Origin of the sequence: Mycobacterium sp. GA-0227b (genome assembly GCF_001499855.1) — a bacterium.
Taxonomy (GTDB): domain Bacteria; phylum Actinomycetota; class Actinomycetes; order Mycobacteriales; family Mycobacteriaceae; genus Mycobacterium.
Window position 1 is genome coordinate 215353 of record NZ_LQIK01000012.1, and the last position, 24735, is coordinate 240087.

The 24735-nt window shown below is 65.8% G+C and carries 25 protein-coding genes and 1 pseudogene; 16 read left to right on the forward strand and 10 right to left on the reverse strand.

Annotated elements, in window-relative coordinates; translation table 11 throughout:
• Positions 1–37 precede the first annotated feature (37 nt).
• The gene (locus tag AU185_RS11465) at positions 38–715 is read left to right on the forward strand and encodes a hypothetical protein (RefSeq protein WP_059098405.1); all 678 of its coding nucleotides are present in this window, start codon (positions 38–40) and stop codon (positions 713–715) included.
• On the opposite strand, the gene AU185_RS11470 is transcribed toward AU185_RS11465, so the two are convergent.
• Both AU185_RS11470 and AU185_RS11475 read right to left on the reverse strand, forming a co-directional pair.
• On the reverse strand, positions 712–1425 hold the full coding sequence (locus AU185_RS11470) for an LmeA family phospholipid-binding protein (protein WP_353612198.1): 714 nt from the start codon (positions 1423–1425) through the stop codon (positions 712–714). The two genes, AU185_RS11465 and AU185_RS11470, sit on opposite strands and share 4 nt — an antisense overlap.
• A 371-nt stretch (positions 1426–1796) precedes the next feature.
• A complete protein-coding gene (locus AU185_RS11475; RefSeq protein ID WP_059097946.1) occupies positions 1797–2282 on the reverse strand; it encodes an SRPBCC family protein in 486 nt (161 codons plus the stop codon).
• A gap of 123 nt (positions 2283–2405) precedes the next feature.
• On the opposite strand from AU185_RS11475, the gene AU185_RS11480 reads away from it, so the two are divergent.
• The gene (locus AU185_RS11480) at positions 2406–2675 is read left to right on the forward strand and encodes a hypothetical protein (RefSeq protein ID WP_059097947.1); all 270 of its coding nucleotides are present in this window, start codon (positions 2406–2408) and stop codon (positions 2673–2675) included.
• A gap of 24 nt (positions 2676–2699) precedes the next feature.
• Here the strand turns inward: AU185_RS11480 and AU185_RS11485 are convergent, their stop codons facing one another.
• Positions 2700–3065, reverse strand: coding sequence for a DUF1801 domain-containing protein (locus AU185_RS11485; RefSeq protein WP_059097948.1), 366 nt, complete (start codon positions 3063–3065; stop codon positions 2700–2702).
• Between the two features lie 154 nt (positions 3066–3219).
• On the opposite strand from AU185_RS11485, the pseudogene AU185_RS11490 reads away from it, so the two are divergent.
• Positions 3220–3491: pseudogene (locus AU185_RS11490) on the forward strand (VOC family protein); the annotation flags it as partial.
• Positions 3492–3631: 140 nt separating this feature from the next.
• Here the strand turns inward: AU185_RS11490 and ychF are convergent.
• Positions 3632–4705: a redox-regulated ATPase YchF gene (gene ychF / locus AU185_RS11495; RefSeq protein WP_059097949.1), complete on the reverse strand. Its 1074-nt coding sequence runs from the start codon at positions 4703–4705 to the stop codon at positions 3632–3634.
• A gap of 84 nt (positions 4706–4789) precedes the next feature.
• Here ychF and AU185_RS11500 point away from each other — a divergent pair, with 84 nt between their 5' ends.
• Positions 4790–5878 (forward strand): DUF6542 domain-containing protein, encoded by a 1089-nt coding sequence (locus AU185_RS11500; RefSeq protein ID WP_059097950.1) that lies wholly within the window; start codon positions 4790–4792, stop codon positions 5876–5878.
• A 24-nt stretch (positions 5879–5902) separates the two neighbouring features.
• Here AU185_RS11500 and AU185_RS11505 read toward each other — a convergent pair whose 3' ends face one another.
• Positions 5903–6904 (reverse strand): 4-hydroxy-3-methylbut-2-enyl diphosphate reductase, encoded by a 1002-nt coding sequence (locus tag AU185_RS11505; protein ID WP_059097951.1) that lies wholly within the window; start codon positions 6902–6904, stop codon positions 5903–5905.
• Between the two features lie 75 nt (positions 6905–6979).
• On the opposite strand from AU185_RS11505, the gene AU185_RS11510 reads away from it, so the two are divergent.
• The 4 genes from AU185_RS11510 (at position 6980) to AU185_RS11520 (ending at position 10180) form a co-directional block, all read left to right on the forward strand.
• Positions 6980–7543: a lipid droplet-associated protein gene (locus AU185_RS11510; protein WP_059097952.1), complete on the forward strand. Its 564-nt coding sequence runs from the start codon at positions 6980–6982 to the stop codon at positions 7541–7543.
• A gap of 22 nt (positions 7544–7565) precedes the next feature.
• Positions 7566–8798 carry an exodeoxyribonuclease VII large subunit gene (gene xseA, locus AU185_RS11515; RefSeq protein WP_059097953.1) on the forward strand — a complete coding sequence of 411 codons (1233 nt, stop codon included), beginning with the start codon at positions 7566–7568 and terminating at the stop codon, positions 8796–8798.
• Positions 8795–9007 carry an exodeoxyribonuclease VII small subunit gene (locus AU185_RS24665; RefSeq protein WP_082683845.1) on the forward strand — a complete coding sequence of 71 codons (213 nt, stop codon included), beginning with the start codon at positions 8795–8797 and terminating at the stop codon, positions 9005–9007. The genes xseA and AU185_RS24665 overlap by 4 nt, the downstream gene beginning before the upstream one ends.
• 63 nt (positions 9008–9070) lie before the next feature.
• Positions 9071–10180 (forward strand): 3-beta-hydroxysteroid dehydrogenase, encoded by a 1110-nt coding sequence (locus AU185_RS11520; RefSeq protein WP_059098406.1) that lies wholly within the window; start codon positions 9071–9073, stop codon positions 10178–10180.
• 2 nt (positions 10181–10182) lie between these two features.
• On the opposite strand, the gene AU185_RS11525 is transcribed toward AU185_RS11520, so the two are convergent.
• On the reverse strand, positions 10183–10461 hold the full coding sequence (locus AU185_RS11525; protein WP_059098407.1) for a DUF1876 domain-containing protein: 279 nt from the start codon (positions 10459–10461) through the stop codon (positions 10183–10185).
• A 94-nt stretch (positions 10462–10555) separates the two neighbouring features.
• On the opposite strand from AU185_RS11525, the gene AU185_RS11530 reads away from it, so the two are divergent.
• Positions 10556–11299 (forward strand): alpha/beta fold hydrolase, encoded by a 744-nt coding sequence (locus AU185_RS11530; RefSeq protein ID WP_059098408.1) that lies wholly within the window; start codon positions 10556–10558, stop codon positions 11297–11299.
• On the opposite strand, the gene AU185_RS11535 is transcribed toward AU185_RS11530, so the two are convergent.
• Both AU185_RS11535 and AU185_RS11540 read right to left on the reverse strand, forming a co-directional pair.
• The gene (locus tag AU185_RS11535; protein WP_059097954.1) at positions 11274–11798 is read right to left on the reverse strand and encodes a 2'-5' RNA ligase family protein; all 525 of its coding nucleotides are present in this window, start codon (positions 11796–11798) and stop codon (positions 11274–11276) included. The genes AU185_RS11530 and AU185_RS11535 overlap by 26 nt on opposite strands.
• Positions 11799–11815: 17 nt before the next feature.
• Positions 11816–13912 (reverse strand): alkyl/aryl-sulfatase, encoded by a 2097-nt coding sequence (locus AU185_RS11540; RefSeq protein ID WP_231740219.1) that lies wholly within the window; start codon positions 13910–13912, stop codon positions 11816–11818.
• Positions 13913–14091: 179 nt separating this feature from the next.
• Here AU185_RS11540 and AU185_RS11545 point away from each other — a divergent pair, with 179 nt between their 5' ends.
• The 4 genes from AU185_RS11545 to AU185_RS11560 are packed head-to-tail and all read left to right on the forward strand — an operon-like array spanning position 14092 to position 19080.
• Positions 14092–15633 (forward strand): arylsulfatase, encoded by a 1542-nt coding sequence (locus AU185_RS11545; RefSeq protein WP_059097955.1) that lies wholly within the window; start codon positions 14092–14094, stop codon positions 15631–15633.
• Positions 15634–15675: 42 nt separating this feature from the next.
• Positions 15676–17220 carry an arylsulfatase gene (locus AU185_RS11550; protein ID WP_059097956.1) on the forward strand — a complete coding sequence of 515 codons (1545 nt, stop codon included), beginning with the start codon at positions 15676–15678 and terminating at the stop codon, positions 17218–17220.
• 8 nt (positions 17221–17228) lie between these two features.
• Positions 17229–18119 carry an HAD family hydrolase gene (locus AU185_RS11555; protein WP_059098410.1) on the forward strand — a complete coding sequence of 297 codons (891 nt, stop codon included), beginning with the start codon at positions 17229–17231 and terminating at the stop codon, positions 18117–18119.
• Positions 18120–18162: 43 nt separating this feature from the next.
• Positions 18163–19080 carry a formylglycine-generating enzyme family protein gene (locus AU185_RS11560; RefSeq protein ID WP_502687767.1) on the forward strand — a complete coding sequence of 306 codons (918 nt, stop codon included), beginning with the start codon at positions 18163–18165 and terminating at the stop codon, positions 19078–19080.
• On the opposite strand, the gene AU185_RS11565 is transcribed toward AU185_RS11560, so the two are convergent.
• Complete coding sequence (locus AU185_RS11565; RefSeq protein ID WP_231740220.1) at positions 19077–20768, reverse strand: SulP family inorganic anion transporter; 1692 nt, start codon at positions 20766–20768, stop codon at positions 19077–19079. The two genes, AU185_RS11560 and AU185_RS11565, sit on opposite strands and share 4 nt — an antisense overlap.
• A 132-nt stretch (positions 20769–20900) precedes the next feature.
• Here AU185_RS11565 and AU185_RS11570 point away from each other — a divergent pair, with 132 nt between their 5' ends.
• From AU185_RS11570 to AU185_RS11580, 3 genes are read left to right on the forward strand one after another with little or no spacing between them, the layout of a single operon-like run.
• Positions 20901–21677: an SDR family NAD(P)-dependent oxidoreductase gene (locus AU185_RS11570; protein ID WP_059097958.1), complete on the forward strand. Its 777-nt coding sequence runs from the start codon at positions 20901–20903 to the stop codon at positions 21675–21677.
• On the forward strand, positions 21674–22501 hold the full coding sequence (locus AU185_RS11575) for an SDR family NAD(P)-dependent oxidoreductase (protein ID WP_059097959.1): 828 nt from the start codon (positions 21674–21676) through the stop codon (positions 22499–22501). Before AU185_RS11570 ends, AU185_RS11575 begins: the two co-directional genes overlap by 4 nt.
• Positions 22502–22511: 10 nt before the next feature.
• Complete coding sequence (locus AU185_RS11580) at positions 22512–23735, forward strand: AI-2E family transporter (protein ID WP_059097960.1); 1224 nt, start codon at positions 22512–22514, stop codon at positions 23733–23735.
• A gap of 196 nt (positions 23736–23931) precedes the next feature.
• Here AU185_RS11580 and AU185_RS11585 read toward each other — a convergent pair whose 3' ends face one another.
• The gene (locus AU185_RS11585) at positions 23932–24729 is read right to left on the reverse strand and encodes a dienelactone hydrolase family protein (protein WP_059097961.1); all 798 of its coding nucleotides are present in this window, start codon (positions 24727–24729) and stop codon (positions 23932–23934) included.
• Between the last annotated feature and the right edge of the window lie 6 nt (positions 24730–24735).

Genomic DNA, 24735 nt, shown 5'->3' on the forward strand with positions numbered 1-24735 from the left:
TCAGTCTGCCTAAGCTGCGGGGGTGAAACCAACCGCGGTGTCACTCGAGCAGGCCCTCGACGCGACGCGAACCGGGGATCTCTGGCTTTTCCGGGGGCGGTCCGGGCCGGACCGGGCCATCCAGTCGCTGACCAACAGCCCGGTCAACCACGTCGGGATGACGCTCGCGATCGAGGACCTGCCACCGTTGATCTGGCATGCCGAATTGGGCGACAAGCTGACCGACATGTGGACGGGCCGCAACCAACGCGGGGTGCAGCTCAACGACGCCCGCCAGGTCGTGGAGCGGTGGATCAACAACTACCACCAGCGGTGCTGGCTGCGGCAGCTCACACCGATCGCCAGCCGCGAGCAGGAGGACCGCGCGCTGAAGGTGATCGCGCGGATGGACGGCACGCCGTTTCCGAGCACGGCGCGCTTGACCGGCCGGTGGTTTCGCGGCCGGTTGGCCGTCGCGGACTTCACCCGAGGAATCCCCTTCCTGCACAGCAGGGTTCGCGATGCGACGCAACGCAGAAAGCAACAGAAGCTCCAAGTCGGACTCGAGACCGCATACTGCGCCGAGACCGTCGCCATCACCTACGAGGAGATGGGGTTGCTGAGTACGGAGAAGCACTACAACTGGTTCGACCCCGGTTCGTTCTGGAGCGGCGACACTCTGCCGCTGGCCCCCGGCTATCAGCTCAGCGCCGAGATCGCCGTCGACCTGGACTAGAGGCGCGCGAAGCAGGGGTTGGCGTCCTCTTTCGGAATGGAGGCGTCGTCGCTGGAAAACTTTCCGATGACCCCGGAGTCGGTCACCTCGACGCTGTCGGCATGGATCCCGAGCGGATAGTTGTCGTTGAGTTTCTTGGTCAACTCGTTGAGCGCCGTCTGCACCGCGTCCTCGGGCAGCGGACCCGTGACGCCGAGGACCTCCAGGTTCAGGTCGCCGTCGCGGACGACGGGCTTGGCGGTCACGCTGTTGTCGCCGGCCTCCAGAATCACCGTGCCGGCCGCGGCGTCGGTGCGCACGCCGGTGATCAGGTTGCCGACTCCCGGCAGGTTGGCGGCGACGGTGTCCTTGATGCCTGACGACTTCCAGCTCAACGTCGCGTCGAGTCTTCCGATGGTGCCCTTGGAGTCCCCGGTGTCCTGCAGGCGGACGTCGGCGAGCACGACCTCGGCGGTCATGCCGTCGGCGCTCTGCACGCGGTTCCCGTCGGTGGTGACCGAGATGTCGGTGTAATGCCCGGTGATGTGCTGCCACAGGAACGGCGGGTTCACGCCGAACGAGATCGTGGCGCCGTCCTCGGTGACGCATTCGGCGACCTCGGTCAGGATGGTGTCGGCGCGGTGCCGGGCGTACAGCTCGCCAACGGCGAGCCCGCCGGCCAGCAGGGCGATCACGATGATGACGATCAGGATGATCGACGTCTTGTTCAAGCCCCTTTCCCGATGCGGCTTTTCGTCAGTTCCGGGCGTCGGCCCGAATTCCGGCGGCGGAGGCGGCGGAGGAGGCTCCCGGAAGATCTGCTCGGTCGGCCGCACATCGGCCGGCGAGGGGGGCTTCGGATATCGCTGAGCCGGCCGGACCTTCGGCGATGGCGACGGTGCCCCGAACCGCTCGGTCGGCGGCTCGGGCGGCTGGTTCGGCGGCGGCTGCCCCGGTGGAGCCAGCCGTCTCGGCGGCGGTGGCGGCCTCTGGCCCGGGTTGGGCGGTGGCGCACCTCGGCCTCGCCAGTCAGGCGGCCCTGGGCGTCGTGGCGGCTGCGTCACTTGCGCGATTCTGCCCTATGCCTGTCGGGAGGCCCGGGTCACTCGGCGCGAAAGACGGTCTGGTGCCGGGCGAGGTAGGCGGCCAGGTTGTCCAGCGAGGAGTTCATGCCGGCCTCGTGGTCAGTCGCCGATATCCCCGGCGGCACGTCGTCGGTGCGCAGGTCGACTCGGGTGCCGCCGTCGACCCTCCTCACCGTCCAGGTCATCGTCATGGTCCCGCCGAAAGCCGGGTCGTCCGAAGCGAAGTCGACTGCTTGCACGACGCGGTCATCGAGTTCGATCGCGAGGAAGCGACCCTCGACGACATCCGAGTCGGCGTCAGTCTTGCCGCCGCCGGTGGGCGGATCGGTGTAGGTCAGGGCCATCCGGTAGGAACCACCCGGGCGGGCGTCGAAGTGATCGAACCGGCCGGTCATCCCCGACGGCGGCAGCCATTCGGCGAGCGCGTCGGGGTCGACAAGCGCTTCGAAGACCCGGCTCAGCGGGGCTTTGACCACCCGAGACGCGGTATCGGTACGAGCCATGGCACAACATTGAACCCGAACCGGCTGCCACGATTCTTGGGACCGGTAGCAATCCCGACGCCATGTACTTGTCGCAACGGCAACGCGGACCGATGCGTCGCCTTCCCGAAAGGACCGTACGACATGAACAGGACCGACAACCTCAAGAAGATGATGGCCGCGGCGTTAGCGGCAGGCGGTGTCGCCCTCACGTTGGGACTGACCGCGGGCCCCGCCGGCGCCACCCCGTCGCCGCAGCCCGGACCGGCGATCGACCACTCGAATCCCAGCGCTGCGGGCGACGGCTCGGTGCGCACCAATCCCGGCTCCAGGCTCGGCGACGGGTCGGTGCGTGTGTCCGCCCCCGAATCACGTTTCGGCGACGGTTCGGTGCGCGTAGGGACCGCCAACTGAGCCGCGCGGCGACGCGGCACAATCTCACTTACGACGCTTCGAAGCTCGGTTTGTGCGGTTGACCTTCACCGCCTCGTTGATCAACTTCTTGAATGCGCCCGGATCCAATTCGTCGTCTTCGCGTAGGTCGATGGAGCGCCCGACCGGTGCCTGCAGGCTCGCGTTGAACAGCTTGTCCGGGTCGCTGATGGACGAACCCTTGGCGAAATTCACCTTCACCTTGCCCTTGTACATCTCGAGGGTGCAGATGAGGCCGTCCAACGAGAATGCCGGCACGCCATCGGGGTTCGATGGTTTACGCCATTTGATCTCCTCGACGACGTCAGGTTCGGCTTGCTTGATCAGCGACCGGATCTCGTCGATCCGACCGATGCGCCAGTCCTCGGTCATGCCTCGAATTTACTCAAACCATCGTCATCGAAAAACATCACGACGATGCGCGGTGTGGATGACCCGCGCACCGAAGCCGTCTCCGAACGAGGACTTCCCTGCGCCACCTACTAGTACTACAGTACGTAGTAGCTAGCTGATCGAGGGAGATCGGATGCAGTGGCGCGGTGTGAGTCACGTCGAGTTCGCGGTTTTGGATTACGACGACTCCATCGCGTTCTACGACGCGCTATTCGGCTGGCTCGGTTACAGCAGTTTTTCTCGCTGAACATGGAGTACGAGTCGACGTATTACATGACGCGGTACGTCAACCCGCACAGCTACATCGGCATCCAGCCGGCCCGCACCGGGAACAAGTTGACGCACAGCGACCAGGCCGTCGGCATCAACCACATCGCGCTGTGGGCGCGCAGCAGAAATGAAGTACTACAATGCGTAGTACTCGAGCGGGATGATCGCACGCATCTATGCGCAAACGGCCACAATGTCAGCCTCAGAGCGTCGCCGTGCATATATATCCGCGACGACGCTCTCAGGGTGACGTTGTGTCAGCCACCCACCGACGCCTACACGTTGAACCTGAACTCCACCACGTCGCCGTCGGCCATGACGTAGTCCTTACCCTCCATCCGCACCTTGCCCGCCGCCTTCGCCACAGCCATCGATCCGGCCTCGACCAGGTCGTCGTAGGAGACGATCTCGGCCTTGATGAAACCCTTCTCGAAGTCGGTGTGGATCACCCCCGCCGCCTTCGGCGCGGTGTCGCCCTGGTGAATCGTCCACGCACGGGACTCTTTCGGCCCCGCGGTCAAGAACGTCTGCAGCTTCAGCGTGTGAAAACCCGCCCGCGCCAACGCATCCAGCCCACGTTCGGTCTGGCCGATCGACTCGAGCAGCTCGGCGGCCGACTCGTCGTCGAGCTCCTGCAGCTCGGCCTCGATCTTCGCGTCCAGGAACACCGCATCGGCGGGCGCCACCATCTCGCGCAACTCCGCCTTTCGCGCGTCGTCGGTCAACACCGCCTCGTCGGCGTTGAACACGTACAGGAACGGTTTGGTCGTCAGCAGATTCAGTTCGCGCAACGGCGCGGTGTCCGCACCCGCGGCGAACAACGTCGTCCCACCGTTGAGGATCTCCTGCGCCGCCGCGGCCGCCTCGTGTGCCGGCCTGCGCTCCTTGTGCGTCCTGGCTTCCTTCTCCAGCCGCGGCAGTGCCTTCTCCAACGTCTGCAGGTCGGCGAGGATCAGTTCGGTCTCGATCACCTCTATGTCGGACTTCGGGTCGATGCGGCCGTCGACGTGTGCCACGTCGTCGTCGCTGAACACACGCACCACTTGGCAGATGGCGTCACTCTCGCGGATGTTGGCCAGAAACTTGTTGCCGAGCCCGGCGCCTTCGGATGCGCCCTTGACGATCCCGGCGATATCAACGAAGGTGACCGGCGCATGAATGATCCTTTCCGACCCGAAAATTCTGGCCAGCTCGGCCAATCGCGGATCGGGCAGCGGCACGACGCCCTCATTCGGCTCGATCGTGGCGAACGGGTAGTTGGCGGCCAGCACGTCGTTTCGCGTCAACGCGTTGAACAGCGTCGATTTTCCGACGTTCGGCAAGCCGACGATTCCCAGGTTCAAGCTCACAGGGTCCAGAGTCTAGGAGACTGTGACGGGCGCGCCCGAACCGCGCTGACAGCCACACATAGCGAAAGCCGGTACGGTCTACCTGTGTCAGCACAGCGCGCACGGTCGGCGGTGGCCGCCGGCCATCGGTCCGCGCACCCCAATTTCCCCGGTGTCCCCGGGTGGGGTGCTGTGCTCGTCGCATTCACCGCAACCGCGATCGGTTTCGCGTTCGACGCCGGATCGGGCAGCAAAGAACTCAGCTCGGTCTTCGCCGCGTGCTACATCCTCGGCTGCCTCGCGGCGGTGCTGGCAGTCCGGCAGGAAGCGGTGTTCACCGCGGTCATCCAGCCGCCGCTGATTCTGTTCGTCAGCGTGCCGGGGGCCTACTTCCTGTTCACCGGCGGGCAGTTCACCGGCGTCAAGGATCTGGCGATCAACTGCGGCTACCCGCTGATCGAGCGCTTCCCGTTGATGTTCTTCACGTCGGCGGCCGTGCTGGTGGTCGGCATGATCCGCTGGTACGTCGGCATGGCGACCCGCCGCACCTCCCCACAAGCCGCCGACGACCGCAGCGAGTCGAAGCCCGGACGCGTGACGGAGTTGGCGACGGCGTTGATGAGCAAAGCGGCGGTCAAGGTGTCGGCGCTGTTGGCGCGCGAATCGCCCGACGACGCCGAACCGGTCGCGCGGCCTCGCCGTAAGCGGACCGAGAGTGCGAGCCGGCCCGCCCGTACCGCCAGAACGGCGTCGAATCGCAACGGTCGGCCGGCCAGCCGGACCTCGACGCCACGACCGCGCCATGTCCGTCCGCCCGAGACCGAAATCATCGAGCCCGTCGCCGAGCGGCCCCGCCGCACCCGTTCGGGCCGGCACGCCGAGCCGCCGTCACCGGCCGAGCCTCGCCGTCGGCCGCGCCCGGCGAACCCACGGCAGCCCGGCCCTCCCCCATCAGAGCGCCGCGTCGGCTACGACCGCGCCGGCCGCGATCGGACCGGGGAACGCCCCGAGCGTCGCCGCCGCTTCGACGACTACCAACCTCGTGAGCCACACCGTAGCAACGGCAACGGAACCCACCACCCGGTCTCCCGGGTGCGCTATCGGGGCGAAGAGACCGACGACCGCGCGGAGTACCGCACCCGTCGCCGGACGCCCAGGGACTGGGAGGCCGACTCCTGGGAGTACGACATCTGACGCTGCGGCTCTGACGCTCGACGGCTACGCGCGAGCGGGGCGGATCTCTCTGGGCAACGCGAACACCAGCGTCTCGTTGGCCGTCGTCACCGGCTGCACGACGTCGTAGCCGTACTCGGCCAGCCGCTCCAACACGCCGCGCACCAGGATCTCCGGCACCGACGCGCCGGAGGTGACCCCGACCGTCGTCACCCCATCGAGCCACGCGGGGTCGATGTCGTCGGCACAGTCGACGAGGTGGGCGGTGTCGGAGCCGGCGCCCAGCGCAACCTCGACCAGCCGGACAGAGTTCGACGAGTTGCGCGATCCGACCACGATCACCAGCTCGCACTCCGGGGCCATCGCCTTGACCGCCACCTGGCGGTTCTGCGTGGCGTAACAGATGTCGTCGCTCGGCGGGTCCTGCAGGGTCGGGAACTTCTCGCGCAGCCGACGCACCGTTTCCATGGTCTCGTCGACGCTCAGCGTGGTCTGCGACAGCCAGATGACCTTGCTCTCGTCGCGCACGGTGACGTTCTCGACGGAGTCCGGCCCGTCGACGAGCTGCACGTGGTCGGGCGCCTCCCCGGCGGTGCCGACGACCTCCTCATGGCCTTCGTGGCCGATGAGCAGGATGTCGTAATCGTCGCGGGCGAACCGCTTGGCTTCGTTGTGCACCTTGGTGACCAGCGGACAGGTGGCGTCGATGACCTTGAGGTCGCGCTCCTTGGCGGTCTGGTGCACGGTCGGTGCGACGCCGTGGGCGGAGAACACCACGATCGCGCCTTCGGGCACCTCGTCGGTCTCCTCGACGAACACCGCACCCGCCTTCGCCAGCGTCTCGACGACGTGCCGGTTGTGCACGATTTCGTGGCGCACGTAAACCGGGGCGCCGTGCTTTTCCAGCGCCCGCTCGACGGTCTCGACGGCGCGGTCGACGCCCGCGCAGTAACCCCGCGGCTCGGCGAGCAGCACCCGCTTGCCGGAGACGCCACCGGTGACCGAGCTGGAGGCACCCGGAATCCCCATGTTGATAGTCGGCGGCATGACTCCCAGGGTACGCAAAGAGCCGTTCGGTGGCCCTCCCGGACCAGCCGAGAAGCCGCCCGTAGGCTGGGGGCCATGGCAACCGCACCGTATGGGGTCCGTCTGCTGGTTGGCGCGGCGGTAACCGCCATCGAGGAAACCCGTAAGCTCCCCCAGACCATCCTGATGTACCCGATGACCGTCGTCAGTCAGCTCGCGCACCTGGTGATGAAGATGCAGCAGGACGTCGCCGACCTGGTCATCAAGGGTGACGAGACGCTCGAGTCGCTCTTCCCGCCCAAGGATGAACAGCCCGAGTGGGCGACCTTCGACGAGGACCTCGACGACGGCGCGGCCCCGACTCCCACCACCGACGGTGAGCGCCTGACCGAGGGCCGCTTCGCGCTGTTCAGCAACGGGGAACCCGGGACGTCGACGGCTGACCAGGAGACCCGCACGACGTCGGACCCGGGCGACGTCCCCGAGATCGTCACCGAACTGGACTACGAATCGCTCACGCTCGCGCAGCTGCGGGCTCGATTGGGCACCCTGCGGGTCAACGATCTCGAGGCGCTGCTGGCCTATGAAGAGGCCACCAAGGGTCGCGCACCGTTCCAAACTCTGCTCGCCAACAGGATCACCCGCGCGTCCGCTCGGTGACCTCCCCCAGCGGGCGCAGAAGATGACAGACGCCGAGCCGGGCAAGTCCCCCGACAACCCGTGGCCGGTGCGCGCCGTGGCCACCCGCGTCGCCAAGTACATCGACCGGCTCGGCACCGTGTGGGTCGAGGGCCAGCTGACCGAACTCAAGCTGCGCCAGACGACCGCATGGATGGTGCTGCGCGACCCCGCCGCCGACATGTCGCTGTCGGTGAGCTGTCCGCGCGACCTGGTCGCGAATGCGCCGGTGCCGCTGACCGAGGGCACGCAGGTGCTGATGCACGGCAAGCCGCAGTTCTACACCCGCAACGGCTCGTTCAGCCTGCGCATCTATGAGATCCGCGCCGTTGGGCTCGGCGAGTTGCTGGCCCGCATCGAGCGGCTGCGCCGGTTGCTCGACGCCGAGGGGCTGTTCGACCCACGGCTGAAGCGGCCGCTGCCCTTTCTGCCGCGCACGGTCGGGCTGATCACCGGCCGGGCCAGCCACGCTGAGCGCGACGTCATCACTGTTGCTCGAGATCGTTGGCCCGCAGTGCATTTCGCGATCCGTAACACCGCGGTGCAGGGTCCCAACACCGTGCCGCAGGTCGTCGAGGCGTTACGCGAACTGGACGCCGATTCCGAGGTGGACGTCATCGTGCTCGCCCGCGGTGGCGGCAGCGTCGAGGACCTGCTGCCCTTCTACGACGAGACACTGTGCCGCGAGATCGCCAAGTGCACCACGCCGGTGGTGAGCGCGATCGGTCACGAACCCGACAACCCGCTGTGTGATCTGGTGGCCGATGTGCGGGCGGCCACCCCCACCGACGCCGCCAAGCGGATCGTCCCCGACGCCGCCGCCGAGCAGGCGTTGATCACCGACCTGTGTCGACGCGGTGGGCGGGCGCTGCGCAACTGGGTGCACCGCGAACAACGCACCATCGACCAGTTGCGCAGCAGACCCGTGCTGGCGCAGCCGCTGGCCGCGATCAACGCGCGCGCCGATGAGGTCGAGCGCGCTCGCGGCACCGCCCGCCGCGACATCACCCGCCTGGTGGCCGCCGAGACCGACCGCATCGGACACCTGTCGGCGCGCCTGGGCACACTGGGCCCGGCGGCGACGCTGGCGCGGGGCTACGCGGTGGTGCAGACCATGCCCGCGGGCACCGTGCTGCGGACGACGGCGGACGCTCCGAAAGGCAGCCGGCTCCGCGTCAGGGTGGCCGACGGGGCGATCGCGGCGGTCAGCGAGGGGCCGGAAGGAACGAATCAATGAAGCCCATTAGTGAACTCGGCTACGAAGAAGCGCGAGAAGAACTGGTCGCGGTCGTCCAGCAGTTGGAGCAGGGCGGCTTGGACCTCGACGCATCGCTGAAGCTCTGGGAACGTGGCGAAGAGCTCGCTAAACGCTGCGAAGAACACTTAGCTGGCGCGCGCAAGCGGATCGAGGATGCGCTTGCCGCCAAGGAACCTGAAGAAAGTTGATGCGGCAACGACCCCGGCGAAAAGGGGTCGAAACTGTAACACGTTTCAGTTATGCTGCCCGCCATGGGTGACTCAACGCTGACCACCGAACTGGGCCGGGTGCTCGTGACGGGCGGATCGGGATTCGTCGGCGCCAATCTGGTGACCGAACTGCTCGAGCGCGGACACCAGGTCCGTTCCTTCGACCGCGCCCCCTCGCCGCTACCGGCGCACCCGCGACTCGAAGTACTCGAAGGCGACATCTGCGACGTCGAGACGGTGGCGGCCGCCGTCGCCGGTGTCGACACCGTCTTCCATACCGCGGCGATCATCGACCTGACGGGCGGCGGCGCGGTGAGCCGGGAAAGTCGCGAGCGCAGCTTCGCGATCAATGTCGCCGGGACCGAGAACCTCGTGCGGGCGGCGCAGGCGGCGGGCGTGAAGCGCTTCGTCTACACCGCGTCCAACAGCGTCGTCATGGGCGGCAAGCGCATCTCCGGTGGTGACGAAACCCTGCCCTACACAGAGCGGTTCAACGATCTCTACACCGAGACCAAGGTCGTCGCGGAGAAATTCGTACTGTCACAGAACGGCACCGGCGGGCTGTTGACGTGTTCGATCCGGCCGAGCGGCATCTGGGGTCGCGGCGACCAGACCATGTTCCGCAAGGTGTTCGAGAGCGTGCTCGCCGGCCACGTCAAGGTGCTGGTGGGCAGCAAGAACGTCAAGCTCGACAACTCCTACGTACACAACCTCATTCACGGTTTCATCCTGGCCGCACAGCATCTGGTGCCCGGCGGTACGGCGCCGGGGCAGGCGTACTTCATCAACGACGGCGAACCGATCAACATGTTCGAGTTCTCCCGGCCGGTGGTGGAGGCGTGCGGGCAGAAGTATCCGAAGCTGCGCGTGCCCGGCCGGCTCGTGTGGTTCGTCATGACGGTGTGGCAGTGGCTGCACTTCAAATTCGGCGCCCCCAAGCCGATGATCGAACCGCTTGGCGTGGAACGGCTTTACCTCGACAACTACTTCTCCATCGCGAAGGCCGAACGCGATCTCGGCTACCGGCCGCTGTTCAGTACCGAGCAGGCGATGGCCGAGTGCCTGCCCTATTACGTCGACCTCTACGGCCAGATGGAGAACGCGTCGAAGGAACCGGCAGTCAGCATCACCGCGGCGCCGCCCGAGGGCTGAGTTCAGCGGTACAGGTGCACCGGCTGATGCGTGGCCTGCTCGATCCGTGAGGACGCGCGCTGCAGCAAGTCCGCGCCGAGCGCGATCAGCCCTCTCGCCGCAGCGATCTCCTCACCCACCAGCGGCTGTACGGAATCCGCGGGGTTGCGGTAGGCGTCGCCCAACGCAGTGACCGTTTCACCGTCATCACGGGTGGCCCGCACCGTCGCGTGGGTGTGCGTCTCGTCCTCGGCGAACTCGACGTCGATGTGCCAGATGTTGTCCATGACCTTGTCGTACATTGCCATCACCCTCCACTACCAGGGTCCTCCCTAGGCGGGTGCTTCGCACGCAATTCGCGCACGGTGCGGCACGCGATTCGGCATGGTGGTGGCGATGGTCGAATCACGCTTCACCACCAACGGCGACGTGCGCCTTCACTACCTCGACTCCGGCGGGGAGGGTCGCGGCGCGCCGGTCGTCTTCGTTCCGGGCATGACCGACCTCGCCGCCGACTACGCCGACATCCTCACGCTGTTCGGCCGGCGGACCCTCGTCGTCGAGCTGCGGGGACACGGGCGTAGCGCCGCACCGAAAAGTGGTTACGACTCAAGCACACTCGGCAGTGATGTCGGCGCGGTGATCGACACGGTCACCGACGGACCGGTGCACCTGGTGACGTTCTCGCGCGGCACGGCATATGCGTTGACGTGGGCGCTGGCGCATCGCGACCGGGTGCGGTCGATCTCGATCGGCGACTACATCCCCGAGGAGATCACGCTGCCAGAGCACATCTTCGTCCGACTGTTGGACGGACGCTGGCGGGGCACTCCCGTGCGCGAGCGTCTCGACCGCAGCGCCGGCGTCGCCACGTTCCGCTCCGCGCGTTCACAGTCCTTCTGGGAACCGCTGGCGCAGTGGCAGCCGCCGCTGCTGGTGGTACGAAGTCCCACCAGCCCGTTGATCGACGACGCCGCGTGGGACCGCTATCGACGTCTGTTTCCCGCGGCGCGGCTGCATGTCTTCCCCGACTCCCCGCACGACATCTTCCGGCCCGACCGAGGCCGCTTTCCAGCACTGGTGCGTGCGCACGTGGACGCGGTCGACGAAACCGTCAGGGCAACGTCGCCAGCTCAGTGACTTCGCCTGTGCCGCTGTTGATCAGCGCCGCATGATCCACCCGCGCGCGCAGCGGCAGGACGTCCATTACCGTCGCCGCCACGGTCGGCAGCTGCGACAGCGTCGCGCGCGGTGCAAGCGAACAGTGCGGCAGCCAGCTCCCCGGACGATAGTGCTTGTGCAGATCTGCGCCGGTCGCCGCGATGGCCTCGACCACCCGCTGCTGGCGGGTGACCAGGTCCGCGCTGACGCCTGCCACGAGCCACACCCGGCCCCGCCGGAACACGCCTATCCCGTCGAAGTGCAAATCGACCGGTTCTCCATTGTCGAGCCCTGCGAGGGCAGCGCCGACGGCCGCGTCGTCCCACCGGCGCAGCACCGCATAGCTCACATGAGGCAAGTGCTTGCCGTGGGTGTGCGAACGCAGGCTCGGCACGCCGATGTCTTCCAGCCGGTCCCACAACGCGCGGACCGCACGCTCGGAGCGCCGATCGAAAAGCAGGCAGACCGCCAGCGCCATGGCTCAGCGTACGGCGGCTACGGCGTCACGATGTTGAACCAGAACGGGAAGGTGTCCAGCAGGCCGATGAACTCGTTGAACGAGTTCTGGTTTCCGTCGATTGTCACCTGGTTATCCGACCTCGCCTGATCCAGTGTGGTCTTGCCGAGCTGGATGTCGTCCAGCGTGGCCTTGCTCAGCGAGACCCTGGCGTTGGCGTTAGGCACCGGCGTCGCCGCGTAGTTGAGCACACCGTTCTCCACGGTGAGCCCGTACTCCTTCCTCAGATCGGTGAAGTTGATGTTGAGCGTGATGACCTTGCCGGCGGCCTTCGGCCCGTTCAGTCGAACGCCCATGTAGTCGAACAGCATCTCGGGCGGCATCGCTTTGATGGTGTCCGGGCTCACCGTGTCGGTGCCGCCGGCCGTCGGCACGCCGTTGCGAAGCTCATATGCCCCTTGCAGGTACACCGACCGCCACGGCCCCGACTCTGCTTGGTAGCCCATCTGCTCGTAGCTGTCGGCGAGCAAGTTCTTGCCGTTGACGCTGTCAGGGTTTGCGAAGACCACGTGCTTGAGCACCATCGCCGTCCAGCGGTAGTTGCCGTTGTCGAAATCGGACTTGGCCTTCTGCAGAACCGCGTCCTCGCCGCCCATGTACTCGACGTACTTCTTGGCCGCCTCCGCCGGAGGCAGATCGTCGAGATCGGACGGGTTGCCGTCGTACCACCCCATGTAGCGCTGGTACACGGCGCGCGAGTTGTGCTTGAGCGTGCCGTAATAGCCGCGGTCGGGCCAGAAATTGTTGAGCTCCGGCGGAAGCTGAATTTCCTCGGCGATCTCCGATCCGACGAGGCCGTGGTTCATCATCCGGACCGACTGATCGTGCATGTACTTGTACATGTCACGCTGTCGCTTCCAGTAATCAATGATCTTGGCGTTCCCCCACATCGGCCAATGATGACTCTGGAACTTGACCTCGGTCTGCGGTCCATACAAGCGGATCGTCTCGTCGAGGAAACTCGCCCACTTCAACGCGTCGCGGACCTGCGCACCGCGCAGCGTCAGCAGGTTGTGCATGGTGTTGGTCGTGTTCTCCGCCATCCACATGGCTTTGAACTGAGGGAAGAACGTGTTCATCTCGGTCGGCGCTTCGGTGCCCGGAGTCATCTGGAACACCATGTCGACGCCGTCCACGGTCATCTGCGTGCCAGTGGTGCTGATGATGTCGGTCGGGATGATCAACGTCGGCAGGCCGGTCGAAACGGTCATGCCCAAGCCGCCGTTGACGCCGCCCTGCGGGTTGCGTGGCAGCAACGCGCCGTACATGTAGACCGCGCGGCGACCCATGGCGTTGCCGGCGATGACGTTCTCACTGACCGAGTCTTCGACGAACGCCTGTGGCGCAATGATCTTGACCCTGCCCGAGTCGACGTCCTGTTGGGACACCACGCCTCTGACACCGCCGTAGTGGTCGACGTGGGAGTGGCTGTGCACCACCGCGAGGACGGGCCTGGGCCCGAGTTCCTGGTTCGCCAGATCCAGAGCCGCCTTAGCCGTCTCGGGCGAGATCAGCGTGTCCATCACGATCCAACCCGTATCGCCTTGGATCAAGGTCAAATTCGATAAGTCGTAGCCGCGCACCTGGTAGATACGGTCGGCCACCTTGAACAATCCGTATTCCATACACAGTTGCGCATTGCGCCAGAGGCTGGGATTGACGGTGTCGGGTGCAGGCTTGTCGGCACCGATGTAGGTCTTGTACTCCTCCAGGTCCCATACGACGTCGCCGTTGGCGTTCTTGATCGTCAGGGTGTCCGGCCGGGCGAGCAGGTCGCGCTTCGCATCGTCGAAGTCGCTGCGGTCGTTGAACGGCAGCGAGTCGCGCACCTTCTGGTTCGCTGCCTTGGTGGCGTCGGTGGCGCCCTTGGGTTTGTTGTCGGTCGTGAGTTCGCCGTTCCCCGATGGTCCGGACTCTCCAGAATCGTTGCTACAGGCCGACAGCACGCTCGTCGCGGCGACTGTGCCGAGACCGGCGATTCCCAGGCGACTCAGTGCCGTGCGGCGGGAAAGCGTTGCGCCCGGAACAGCGGCGCGGGTATTGGCTTTGTGCGACGTGTCTTCACTCGGATCCATGCGAACGAATTATTGCCGTGTGTGAGCGACGCGATGCGCAGAACGCTGAGTCCTGATCAACTTCACATGGGGCCTCGTCTGACGAATAAGTGAAAGTTTCCCCAAGCCAGCGCATGCCACGACGCTGCGGCATAACGTCGACTTCAGGAAATTGACGTTCAAAAAGGCGAGGAGCCGACATGCCGAACGGCAAACCCAACATCTTGGTCATCTGGGGAGACGACATCGGCATCAGCAACCTGAGTTGTTACAGCGACGGCCTCATGGGCTACCGCACTCCGAACATCGATCGCCTCGCGGACGAAGGCATGCGCTTCACCGACTCCTACGGCGAGCAAAGCTGCACAGCCGGGCGGGCCGCCTTCATCAGTGGGCAAAGCGTATATCGAACTGGAATGAGCAAGGTTGGCATCCCCGGCGCGGACATCGGTTGGGCCGCTGAGGATCCGACCATCGCCGAATTGCTCAAGCCACTCGGCTACGCCACCGGCCAGTTCGGCAAAAACCACTTCGGCGACCTCAACAAGTACCTACCGACCGTGCACGGGTTCGACGAGTTCTTCGGAAACCTGTATCACCTCAACGCCGAGGAGGAGCCGGAGAGCTTCGACTATCCGCACGAGGATCGGTACCCCCGGCTCTACAAGCTGGCCAAGCCGCGCGGGGTGCTCAAGTGCACGTCCACCGAGGAGGTGTCGACCGAGCCCGACGACCCGACGTACGGACCGGTCGGCAAGCAGACGATCGAAGACACGGGGCCGCTGACCACCGAACGCATGAAGACCATCGACGACGACGTGGCCGATGCGACTGTCGACTACATCAGACGCCAGAACGCGGCAGGCAATCCGTTCTTCGTCTGGTGCAACTTCACCCACATGCACCTCTACACCCACACCAAGCCGGAAAGCGCCGGCCAGGCCGGTCTGTGGCAGTCGCGCTATCACGACACGATGATCGATCATGACCGCAACGTCGGCACGGTGCTCGATGTGCTCGACGAACTCGGCATCGCCGAGGACACCATCGTCATCTACTCCACCGACAACGGCCCGCACCGCAACACCTGGCCCGACGCCGGCACCACCCCGTTCCGCAGCGAGAAGGACACCAACTGGGAAGGCGCCTTCCGGGTGCCCGAGCTGGTTCGCTGGCCGGGCAAGATCCCCGCCGGCGTGGTCTCCAACGAGATCATCCAACACCACGACTGGCTGCCCACCCTGCTGGCCGCCGCAGGGGAACCCGACATCACCGAAAAGCTGAAGAAGGGCCACAAGGCGGGGAACAAGGACTTCAAAGTTCATATCGATGGCTACAACCTGCTGCCCTACCTGACGGGCGAGGTTGAGGAGAGCCCGCGTCGTGGGTTCTTCTACTTCTCCGACGACGGTGATCTGGTCGCCATGCGCTTCGAGAACTGGAAGATCGTCTTCGCTGAACAGCGCTGCCAGGGCACGTTGCGGATCTGGGCAGAGCCGTTCACGCCGCTGCGCGTGCCCAAGTTGTTCAACCTGCGCACCGACCCGTTCGAATATGCCGACGTCACGTCCAACACCTATTACGAATGGCTGTTGCGCCACGACTATTTCGTCTTCTACGCGACCGCGATGGCGACCAAGTTCCTCGAGACGTTCAAGGAGTTCAAACCGCGACACGCGCCTGCCAGTTTCAGCGTCGATCAAGCCGTGGAAAAGCTCCACGCGTTTCTGGCAAAGGACTGACACCTGATCACCTGCAGCAGAACACAATAAAGAGGAGTGAATATGCCCGACGCAAAGCCGAACATTCTCGTGATCTGGGGCGATGACATCGGTATCTCGAATTTGAGCTGCTACAGCATGGGTTTGATGGGCTACCAGACGCCCAACATCGACCGCATCGCCAGAGAGGGCATGATCTTCACGGATTCGTATGGCGAACAGAGTTGCACTGCAGGACGTTCGTCGTTCATCACCGGGCAGAGCGTGTACCGAACCGGGCTGTCCAAGGTCGGCATGCCCGGCGTGGACATGGGCATGTCGCCGGAGGACCCGACCATCGCGTCACTGCTCAAGCCGCTCGGTTACGCCACCGGCCAATTCGGCAAGAACCACCTCGGCGACCTGAACAAGTACCTTCCCACCGCGCACGGTTTCGACGAATTCTTCGGCAACCTGTATCACCTCAACGCTGAAGAGGAACCCGAACACCCCGACTATCCGACCGAGGAGGAAGCCCCGGTACTGCGGGCAAAGATGCTGCCGCGCGGCGTCATCCACTCCTGGGCCACCGACGAGGACTCCGGCGAGGTCGACGAACGGTTCGGGCCCGTCGGCAAGCAGCGCATCGAGGACACCGGGCCGCTGACCAAGAAGCGGATGGAGACCATCGACGACGAAACCACCGAAGCCTGCATCGACTTCATCAAGCGCCAGAAGGAGTCTGACACACCGTTCTTCGTGTGGATGAACACCACCCACATGCACTTCCGGACCCACACCAAGCCGGAAAGTATCGGACAGGCGGGCCGCTGGCAGTCGCCCTACCACGACACCATGGTCGACCATGACCGCAACGTGGGCCAGCTGCTCGACGCCCTCGACGAACTGGGCCTCACCGAGGACACCATCGTCATCTACTCGACGGATAACGGTCCTCATGCCAACACGTGGCCCGACGGCGCCACCACTCCGTTCCGCAGTGAGAAGAACTCCAACTGGGAGGGCGCCTTCCGGATTCCGGAGATCGTCCGGTGGCCCGGCAGGATTGCCGCCGGCGCAATCTCCAACGAGATCATCCAGCACCACGACTGGTTGCCGACATTCCTGGCCGCCGCCGGCGAGCCCGACATCGTCGAGAAGCTCAAGAAGGGTTATGACGCCGGTGGCACGAAGTACAAGGTGCACATCGACGGCTACAACCTGCTGCCATATCTGACCGGCGAGGTCGACAAGAGCCCCCGCCGCGGCCTGATCTACTTCTCCGACGATTGCGATGTGCTGGGCATCCGGTTCGACAACTGGAAAGTCATCTTCATGGAGCAACGCTGCCAGGGCACGCTTCAGATCTGGTTCGAACCCTTCACGGTGTTGCGGGCGCCGAAGATGTACAACCTGCGCACCGACCCCTACGAACGCGCCGACATCACGTCCAATACCTACTGGGACTGGTGGTTCGACCGCGACTACATCGCGTTGATGGCGAATGTTGTTGTCACGCAGTTCCTGGAGACGTTCAAGGAGTTCCCGCCGCGGCGTGAGCCGGCCTCGTTCACCGTCACCAATGCGGTCGAGAAACTGCACCATTTCCTCGAGTCGGTCGGCGGCTGAGGTTGGGCATCCTGGATAGCTGGTGCGACGGCACAGGGTCCTCGGCGAAGGCGGCGATCGTCGACTTCGTGGGCCGCGCAGCCAACGACATAGCGCCAGAGGAACGGGTCGCGGTGTTCGACAACGACGGCACGCTGTGGTGCGAGAAACCGGCCTACATCCAGCTCGACTTCCTGGTGCGCCGGATGGCCGATCAGGCCGCCGCCGATCCGGCGCTGGCCGAGAACCAACCCTACAAGGCGGCCGCCGCCGGCGATCTCGAATGGTTCGGGGATGCGGTCACCAAGCATTACAACGGTGACGACTCCGAGCTGAAAGTTCTTGCCGGCGGGATACTCTCGGCCTTCGCCGGGCTGACGGTCGAGGAACACGCGGAACGGGTGAAGACGTTCTTCGGCACCGCAGAACACCCGACGCTGAAGCGGCCGTACACCGCGTGCGGCTATACCCCGATGATCGAATTGCTGCGCTATCTGGAGGACAACGGGTTCACCAACTACATCGCATCGGGTGGCGGTCGCGACTTCATGCGCCCGGTCACCACGCAGATGTACGGAATACCGCCGGAACGCGTCATCGGCAGTTCGGTCGGACTGGACTTCGCCGATGGCGACCTGCGCACCACGAATCGTCCGGAGTTCCTCGACGACGGGCCGGTCAAGCCGGTACGCATCTGGGGCCGAACCGGGAGACGACCGATCTTCGCCGCAGGCAATTCGAACGGTGACATCGAGATGCTGGAGTTCACCCGGGGGCTACGGCTGTTGGTGCTGCACGACGATGCCGAGCGCGAATTCGACTACACCGCAGGCGCCGAGAAGGCGCTGGAGCAAGCGTCGAGGGAAGGGTGGTCGGTGGTGAGCATGCGCAACGACTGGGCGACCGTCTTCAGTGGCTGACCAATCCCCGTCGAAACTGCGCACAGATCGCGTTTTCGGGCGAATCGACGATCTCTGCGCAGTTTCGGCGGAGCATAGGAGCATGAGCGACGACCTTGTCTGGATTCCGGCGCAGACCGCGGTCCTGGGGTCGGACGTTCACTACCCCGAGGAGGCACCAGCCCGGCAGGTCACCATCGAGAGCTTCTGGATGCAGACGCACCAGGTGACCAACGCACAGTTCGCCGAGTTCGTCGACGCCACAGGCTATCTCACTGTCGCCGAGCGGCCCGTCGATCCCGTCGACTTTCCCGACGCGCCCGCCGAGAACCTGCAACCCGGCTCGATGGTGTTTCACCGGACCCAGGGCCCGGTGGATCTGCGGCACCTGAATCTGTGGTGGACGTGGACACCCGGCGCCTCGTGGCGTCATCCCGTCGGTCCGCTGTCGTCGATCGACAAACGCGCCGAGCACCCCGTCGTCCATATCGCCTACGAAGACGCCGACGCCTATGCGGCATGGGCGGGCATGGCGCTGCCCACCGAAGCCGAATGGGAGACCGCCGCCCGCGGTGGCCTTGCCGGCGCCGAGTTCACCTGGGGGGACGACCCCGAACAACCGGGCGAGCGCCTGGCGAATTATTGGCACGGCGAGTTCCCATGGCGACCCGAGAAGGGCTACGGCCGTACCACTCCCGTGGGGACCTTCCCGCCCAACGGCTACGGCCTGTACGACATGGCGGGAAACGTCTGGGAATGGACGACGGACTGGTACGCCGACACCCGGCTCGATGACTCGTGTTGCGAGGCGGCCAGTTACGACCCGCAACAGCCGCAGTTCCAGGTGCCGCGACGAGTCGTCAAGGGCGGGTCGTTTCTGTGCGCCGACTCGTACTGCCGGCGCTACCGACCGGCCGCGCGCCGGCCTCAACCCATCGACACCGGCATGAGCCACATCGGTTTTCGCTGCGTGAAACGCTAACCGCGGCCGTCACCCTCGCCCGAGATCCACTGTTCGCCCCGCCGCGCCGCCTCCTCGACGGGCCCGAACACCCGGTCGGTCGCGGGCACGATGCCGTCGTCGCCCAAGACGTCGCCCAGGCCGCCCGCCTCCAGTACCTTCTTGGTGGCAGGGCTGGCACCGGCGACGATCAGACGTCCACCGTTGTCGCGGAGGTCTTGCGCCCAACGCCGCAGCGATTTGATCACCTTCGTCGAGGGGACATCCGGCAAAGTCCTCATGGCGAGCACGACGACGGCCCGATGCGAATCCGCCACCTGAGGCCACTCCTCGTCGATGCGAGGCACCTCGGCGAACAGGCCCACACCCGAGTACTGCAACACCGTCACCGCGTCGCTTTCGACCTTCTCCGGTACGGGCGCAATCAGCCAGCCGCCGTCGTCGGCACGGACAAGTGCCTCCAGACCCGCTGCCTGCGAAGCCTTTACGCAGTAGAGCACCAGCGAAGTGACCGCGCCGATCAGGATCGCGGTGTGCAGTGGCAATTGGGTGGTCGCCAGAAAGGTCACCACCATGGCCACCGCCGACAGCGGTGCGGTGCGCAGCACCAGCCTGATGTCCGCCCACCGGCCGGCGACGAGTTCCGCGCCGATGACCAGGATCAGCCCCCCGATCACCGGCATCGGGATGAGTTCGGCCAACGAACCCGCGACGACCACCAGAGCGGCCAGCCACACACCGGCGAAGACGCCCGCCCACCGCGTCTGCGCACCCGCCGAAACCGCCACCCCGGTCCGCGACAGCGACCCGCCTGTCGGCAGGGCGCCGAAGAACCCGCCGGCGAGGTTCGCCGCGCCCTGCGCGACGAAATCGCCGTTAGTGCTGGGACGCGAGCGGTCCGGATTCGGTACCGCCGCCGAAATACCGGCCGCCTGCGCCAGGCCGACCAGTGCCACCGCCAGCCCACCGGCAAGCAGTTCCGGCATCGCCGCGAAGTTCGGCATCAGGAAGGGCGGCAGCGCATTCGGGATGGAGGCGATGTCCCCCACGGTCTCGACTTCGACGTCGATCACCGCGACCACGGCGGTCACCACGACGAGCGCGATCAAGGTGGCGAAGGCTTCCAGCGGTTTGATGAAGTGAAAAACCGCCCACACCGCGACGGTCCCGAGCGCGACGAGGCACGGGGCAAGCTGCCAGGATCCAACGTGGGCGAACGCGTCGACAAACTTGCCGAGCGTGTTGTGGCTGTCGGGCCGATACCCGGTGGAGTCGTGGATGACCCCGGCGATGATCTGTAGCGCTATGCCGGTGGTGAAGCCCGTCATCACCGCGTTGGAGACGAAGTTCATCATCGCCCCGAACCGAAGCAGGCCGAACAGCAGCATGATCGCACCGGCGACGATCACCAGCGCAGCGATGTTCGACGGGTTCGTGGGGTCGAGTCCCGCTGCGCTCAAGACACTTTGCGACGTCAACGCCAGCGCACTGGTCAGCGTCGTGACCATCAATACGGTGCGGGCGAACAGCGACCCGACGATCGTCGACACCACACCGGAGTAGAGGCCGGCGACCGGGTTGAACCCGCCGATGCTGGCGTAGGCCATACCCTCGGGGATGGAGAACAGGCCCGTTACAAGTCCGGCGATCACATCGCGGAAGCGCGGTCGTCCCAGCGACGCCGCGGTTCGCCGCAGAGATGGGGCCACGGGTCAACCTTGGCATTGCTCAGCGGCGCGCGACCCGTTTCGGCGACATCGACGGCCACCACCTGCGCGCGGGCCGTGTGCCGAAGCGCTACGTTGTAACGCGTTCTACTTCGCCGTCGAAGGGCCAACCGTATGAGCAACGGGCAAACCGCCAGGAAAGCACTGGTGATCGGCGCGGCATCGGGGATCGGCTGGGCGACGGCCAAGGCGCTGGCGGCCGAGGGCGACGTGGTCACGCTCGCCGACCGCAACCTCGACGGCGCGCGGGCGCGGGCCGCCGAACTCGGCGATCCGCACACCGCAGCGCACGTCGACGTCACCGACGAAGCCTCGGTACAGGCGTTGTTCGACGCGACCGGTCCCCTCGAAATCGTGGTCAACTGTGCGGGTTTCGGCAGCCTCGGGCTGATCACCGATCTGGCGGTCACCGAATTCCGGTCGGTGGTCGACGTCTGCCTGAACGGCGCGTTCATCGTCGCGAAATACGCGGGTCAGAAGTTGCGGGAAGGCGGATCGCTCGTCTCGATCAGCTCGCTGAATGGGCGACAACCGGCGGTGGGCATGAGCGCGTACTGCTCGGCCAAGGCAGGCCTGTCGATGCTCACCCAGGTGGCCGCACTCGAGATGGGCCCTCGGGGTATCCGGGTCAACGCCGTGTCGCCCGGCTTCGTCGAGACGCCGCTCACGGAGGGCTCCTCGCTCATTCCGGGCCTCGTCGAGGACTACGTCGACAACACCGCGCTCGGCCGCGCGGGGCAACCGGAGGAGATCGCCGACGCGGTCGTGTTCCTGTGCAGCCCGAAGGCGTCCTGGTTGACCGGCGAGGTGCTCGACCTCAACGGGGGTGCGCACCTCAAGAAGTACCCCGACATACTCGGTCATGTCATGAACCTTGCGGAGAACTCATGACTTTCGCCGGTAAGACAGCACTGGTCACCGGCGCGGGCTCGGGCATCGGCGCCGCGCTATGCCGAGCGCTGACAGCCGCGGGTGCCGACGTGGTGTGCACCGACATCGACGGCGATGCGGCCGAGCGCACCGCGGCCGTCCTGGGATCGCGGGCCCGCGCGGCACGTCTCGACGTCACCGATGCAGGTGCCGTGCAGGCCGCCGTCGACGAGGTGGTGAACCGCGCGGGCCGGCTGGACCTGATGTTCAACAACGCCGGGATCGTCTGGGGCGGCGACACGGAACTGCTCACGCTGGAGCAGTGGAACGCGATCATCGACGTCAACATCCGCGGCGTGGTGCACGGCGTCGCCGCCGCCTACCCGCTGATGGTGCGCCAGGGCCACGGTCACATCGTCAACACCGCGTCGATGGCCGGGCTGACCGCCGCCGGACAGGTCACCAGTTACGTGATGACCAAGCACGCCGTCGTCGGGCTGTCGCTGGCGCTGCGGTCGGAGGCAGCCGCCCGCGGCGTCGGGGTGCTCGTCGTCTGCCCGGCCGCCGTCGAAACCCCGATCCTCGACAAGGGCGCGATCGGCGGGTTCGTCGGCCGCGACTACTTCCTGCCCGCTCAGGGCGGCAAGCCCTACGACGCCGACCGGCTGGCCATCGACATCCTGCGCGCCATCGAGAAGAACAAGCCGATCCTGGTCAAACCGCGCATCGCGCACGCCCAATGGTTGTTCGCCCGGCTCGCGCCGAGGCTGATGAACCGGGTCTCCATGCGGTTCATCGCCGACCAGCGCGCCAAACAAGCGCAAGCCAGGGCCGACACGCTGTAGACATAGCGGCGTGGATACCGAATTCACGCACACGCAGAAGCGTTCGCTTGCCGTCGCCACCGTGGTCGCGATCGTGTTCGGCGCGTACTTCCTGCGGGGCTACTTCATCCTCGTGGTGGTCGCCGCAGTGGCCGCATACCTGTTCTCGCCGCTCTACATTCGGCTCAACAAACGGATCGGCACCGGGCTGGCGGCGACCGTGACGTTGCTGGCCGCGACCGCGGCGGTGATCGTGCCGTTGAGCCTGTTCGTGTTCCTCGCGGTCGTGCAGATCAGCACCATGGTGGAACGGGTGGCCGAATGGGTCGCCCGCACCGATCTGTCGACGCTGGGCGACCGTGCGCTGCAGTTCGTCAACGACCTGCTGGACCGGGTGCCCTATGTCGACACCACCGTCACCCCGCAGTCGCTGCAAGGGTCGATGACGAGGGTGGCTCAGGATGCCGGCCAGTGGCTGCTCGGCTTGCTACAGGGCGCGGCGGGCGGCGTTTTCGGCGCCGTGACCGCACTGATTCTGTTCGTGTACGTGTTCATCTCACTGCTCGTCAACCGCGACCGGGTGGTGACGATCATCCGCCAGCTCAACCCGCTCGGCGAGGAGACCACCGACCTCTATATGGCGAAGATGGGCGCGATGGTCAAGGGCACCGTGATGGGCCAGTTCGTCATCGCGGTGTGCCAGGGCGTCGCGGGCGCACTGTCGATCTATCTGGCCGGATTCCATCAGGGCTTCTTCCTGTTCGCGGTGCTGCTGTCCGCGCTGTCGGTCATTCCCCTGGGCAGCGGCATCGTCACCATCCCGTTCGGGATCGGAATGATCCTGTTCGGCAACATCTTCGGCGGCGTGTTCGTGATCCTGTTCCACCTCATCGTGGTGACCAACATCGACAACTTCCTGCGGCCGATCCTGGTACCTCGCGAAGCGCGACTCGACCCCGCGCTGATGCTGCTCGCCGTCTTCTCCGGCATCAGCATGTTCGGCGCGTGGGGCATCGTCATCGGTCCGGTGCTGATGATCGTCATCGTCACGACGATCATCGTCTACCTGTCGGTGTACAAGGGTGTGCCCATCCAGCAGCCTGCCGAGGACGAGAAACCCAAGCGGCGCAACCCATTCGGGTGGTTGGGCCGTCGCATCAAGGAATTCCGCGAGCACAAGGCCGGCAGCGACACTGAAGACGCCGACGAGAAGGACGGCGAGAAGGCGCCAGCCGCCACCGGGGACGCCGACTAGCTTGGCTCAAGCGTTCTCAGTCATTCCAACAGTCACGAGGCTCACACCGAACAACGTTTCGCAGCGAAAGGCCGAGAACTCGTCTGCAAAACGTCGCACGCTGTGACACGCGGAACGCATTTGATAGGTGCGCCACAACCGTTCGGGCCGGCGCGCCCAAAGCGCAAGCGGGCCCAAAGCGCAAGCGCGCCCGAGCCTAAGCCAGCCGCTCCGTGAGGAACGCGGTCACGCGCTTGAGCGCCGCGTCGGTCGGATGGTCGTCCTGCTGGCGCAGTTCCCGCGTCAGCACCGAGTGCGCCATCTTCGTGAACCCGTGTTCGTTGCCCTTGCGTGAGTCGATCTCGATCACCTCGAACGCGTCGCCGAGCCGGTCCTTGAGCGTCTTGAACCGTGCCGCGGGCACCAGCGGGTCCTCGGTGAAACGCAAACCCAGCGCGCACAATCCCTCGGTGGCGGCGCGCCGTTCCACGATCTTGAGCTCGGCATCGGACAGCCCCGGGTCGCGGCGCTGCTTGGGGGTGAGCGGAAGCGGCAGCGACGGCTGGCTGAGCACGGGGGCCAGCACGCTGTCGTCTACCGCCGCGGCGAGCGCGAAACCACCGGTGAAGCACTGCCCGATGACGCCGACGCCCTTGCCCGGCGTCCTCTCGTTCAGGTCGCGGGCCAGCGCGCGCAGGTAATGGGCGACGGGCCTGTCGGCGTTGGTGGCCAGCCCCGCGAATTCCCGTGCCACACAACCACGAAGCATCACCGGCACGGCGCCGGGCCGCATGGCGGGTGCACCCGGCGTGCCGAACAGCGACGGGATCGCGACCGTGAACCCGTTGTCCACCAGATGATTACCGAGCGCCAGCACACCGGGGTGCGCGCCGGGCATCTCCGGGATCAACACGACGCCCGGACCCTCGCCCCTGCGGTAGACGTCATGTGTGTAACCGGCCGCGGAGAACGGCGCGACGGTCCACCCCGTCAGGTCTGCTTCCGGGGCGGTCATGGCGTC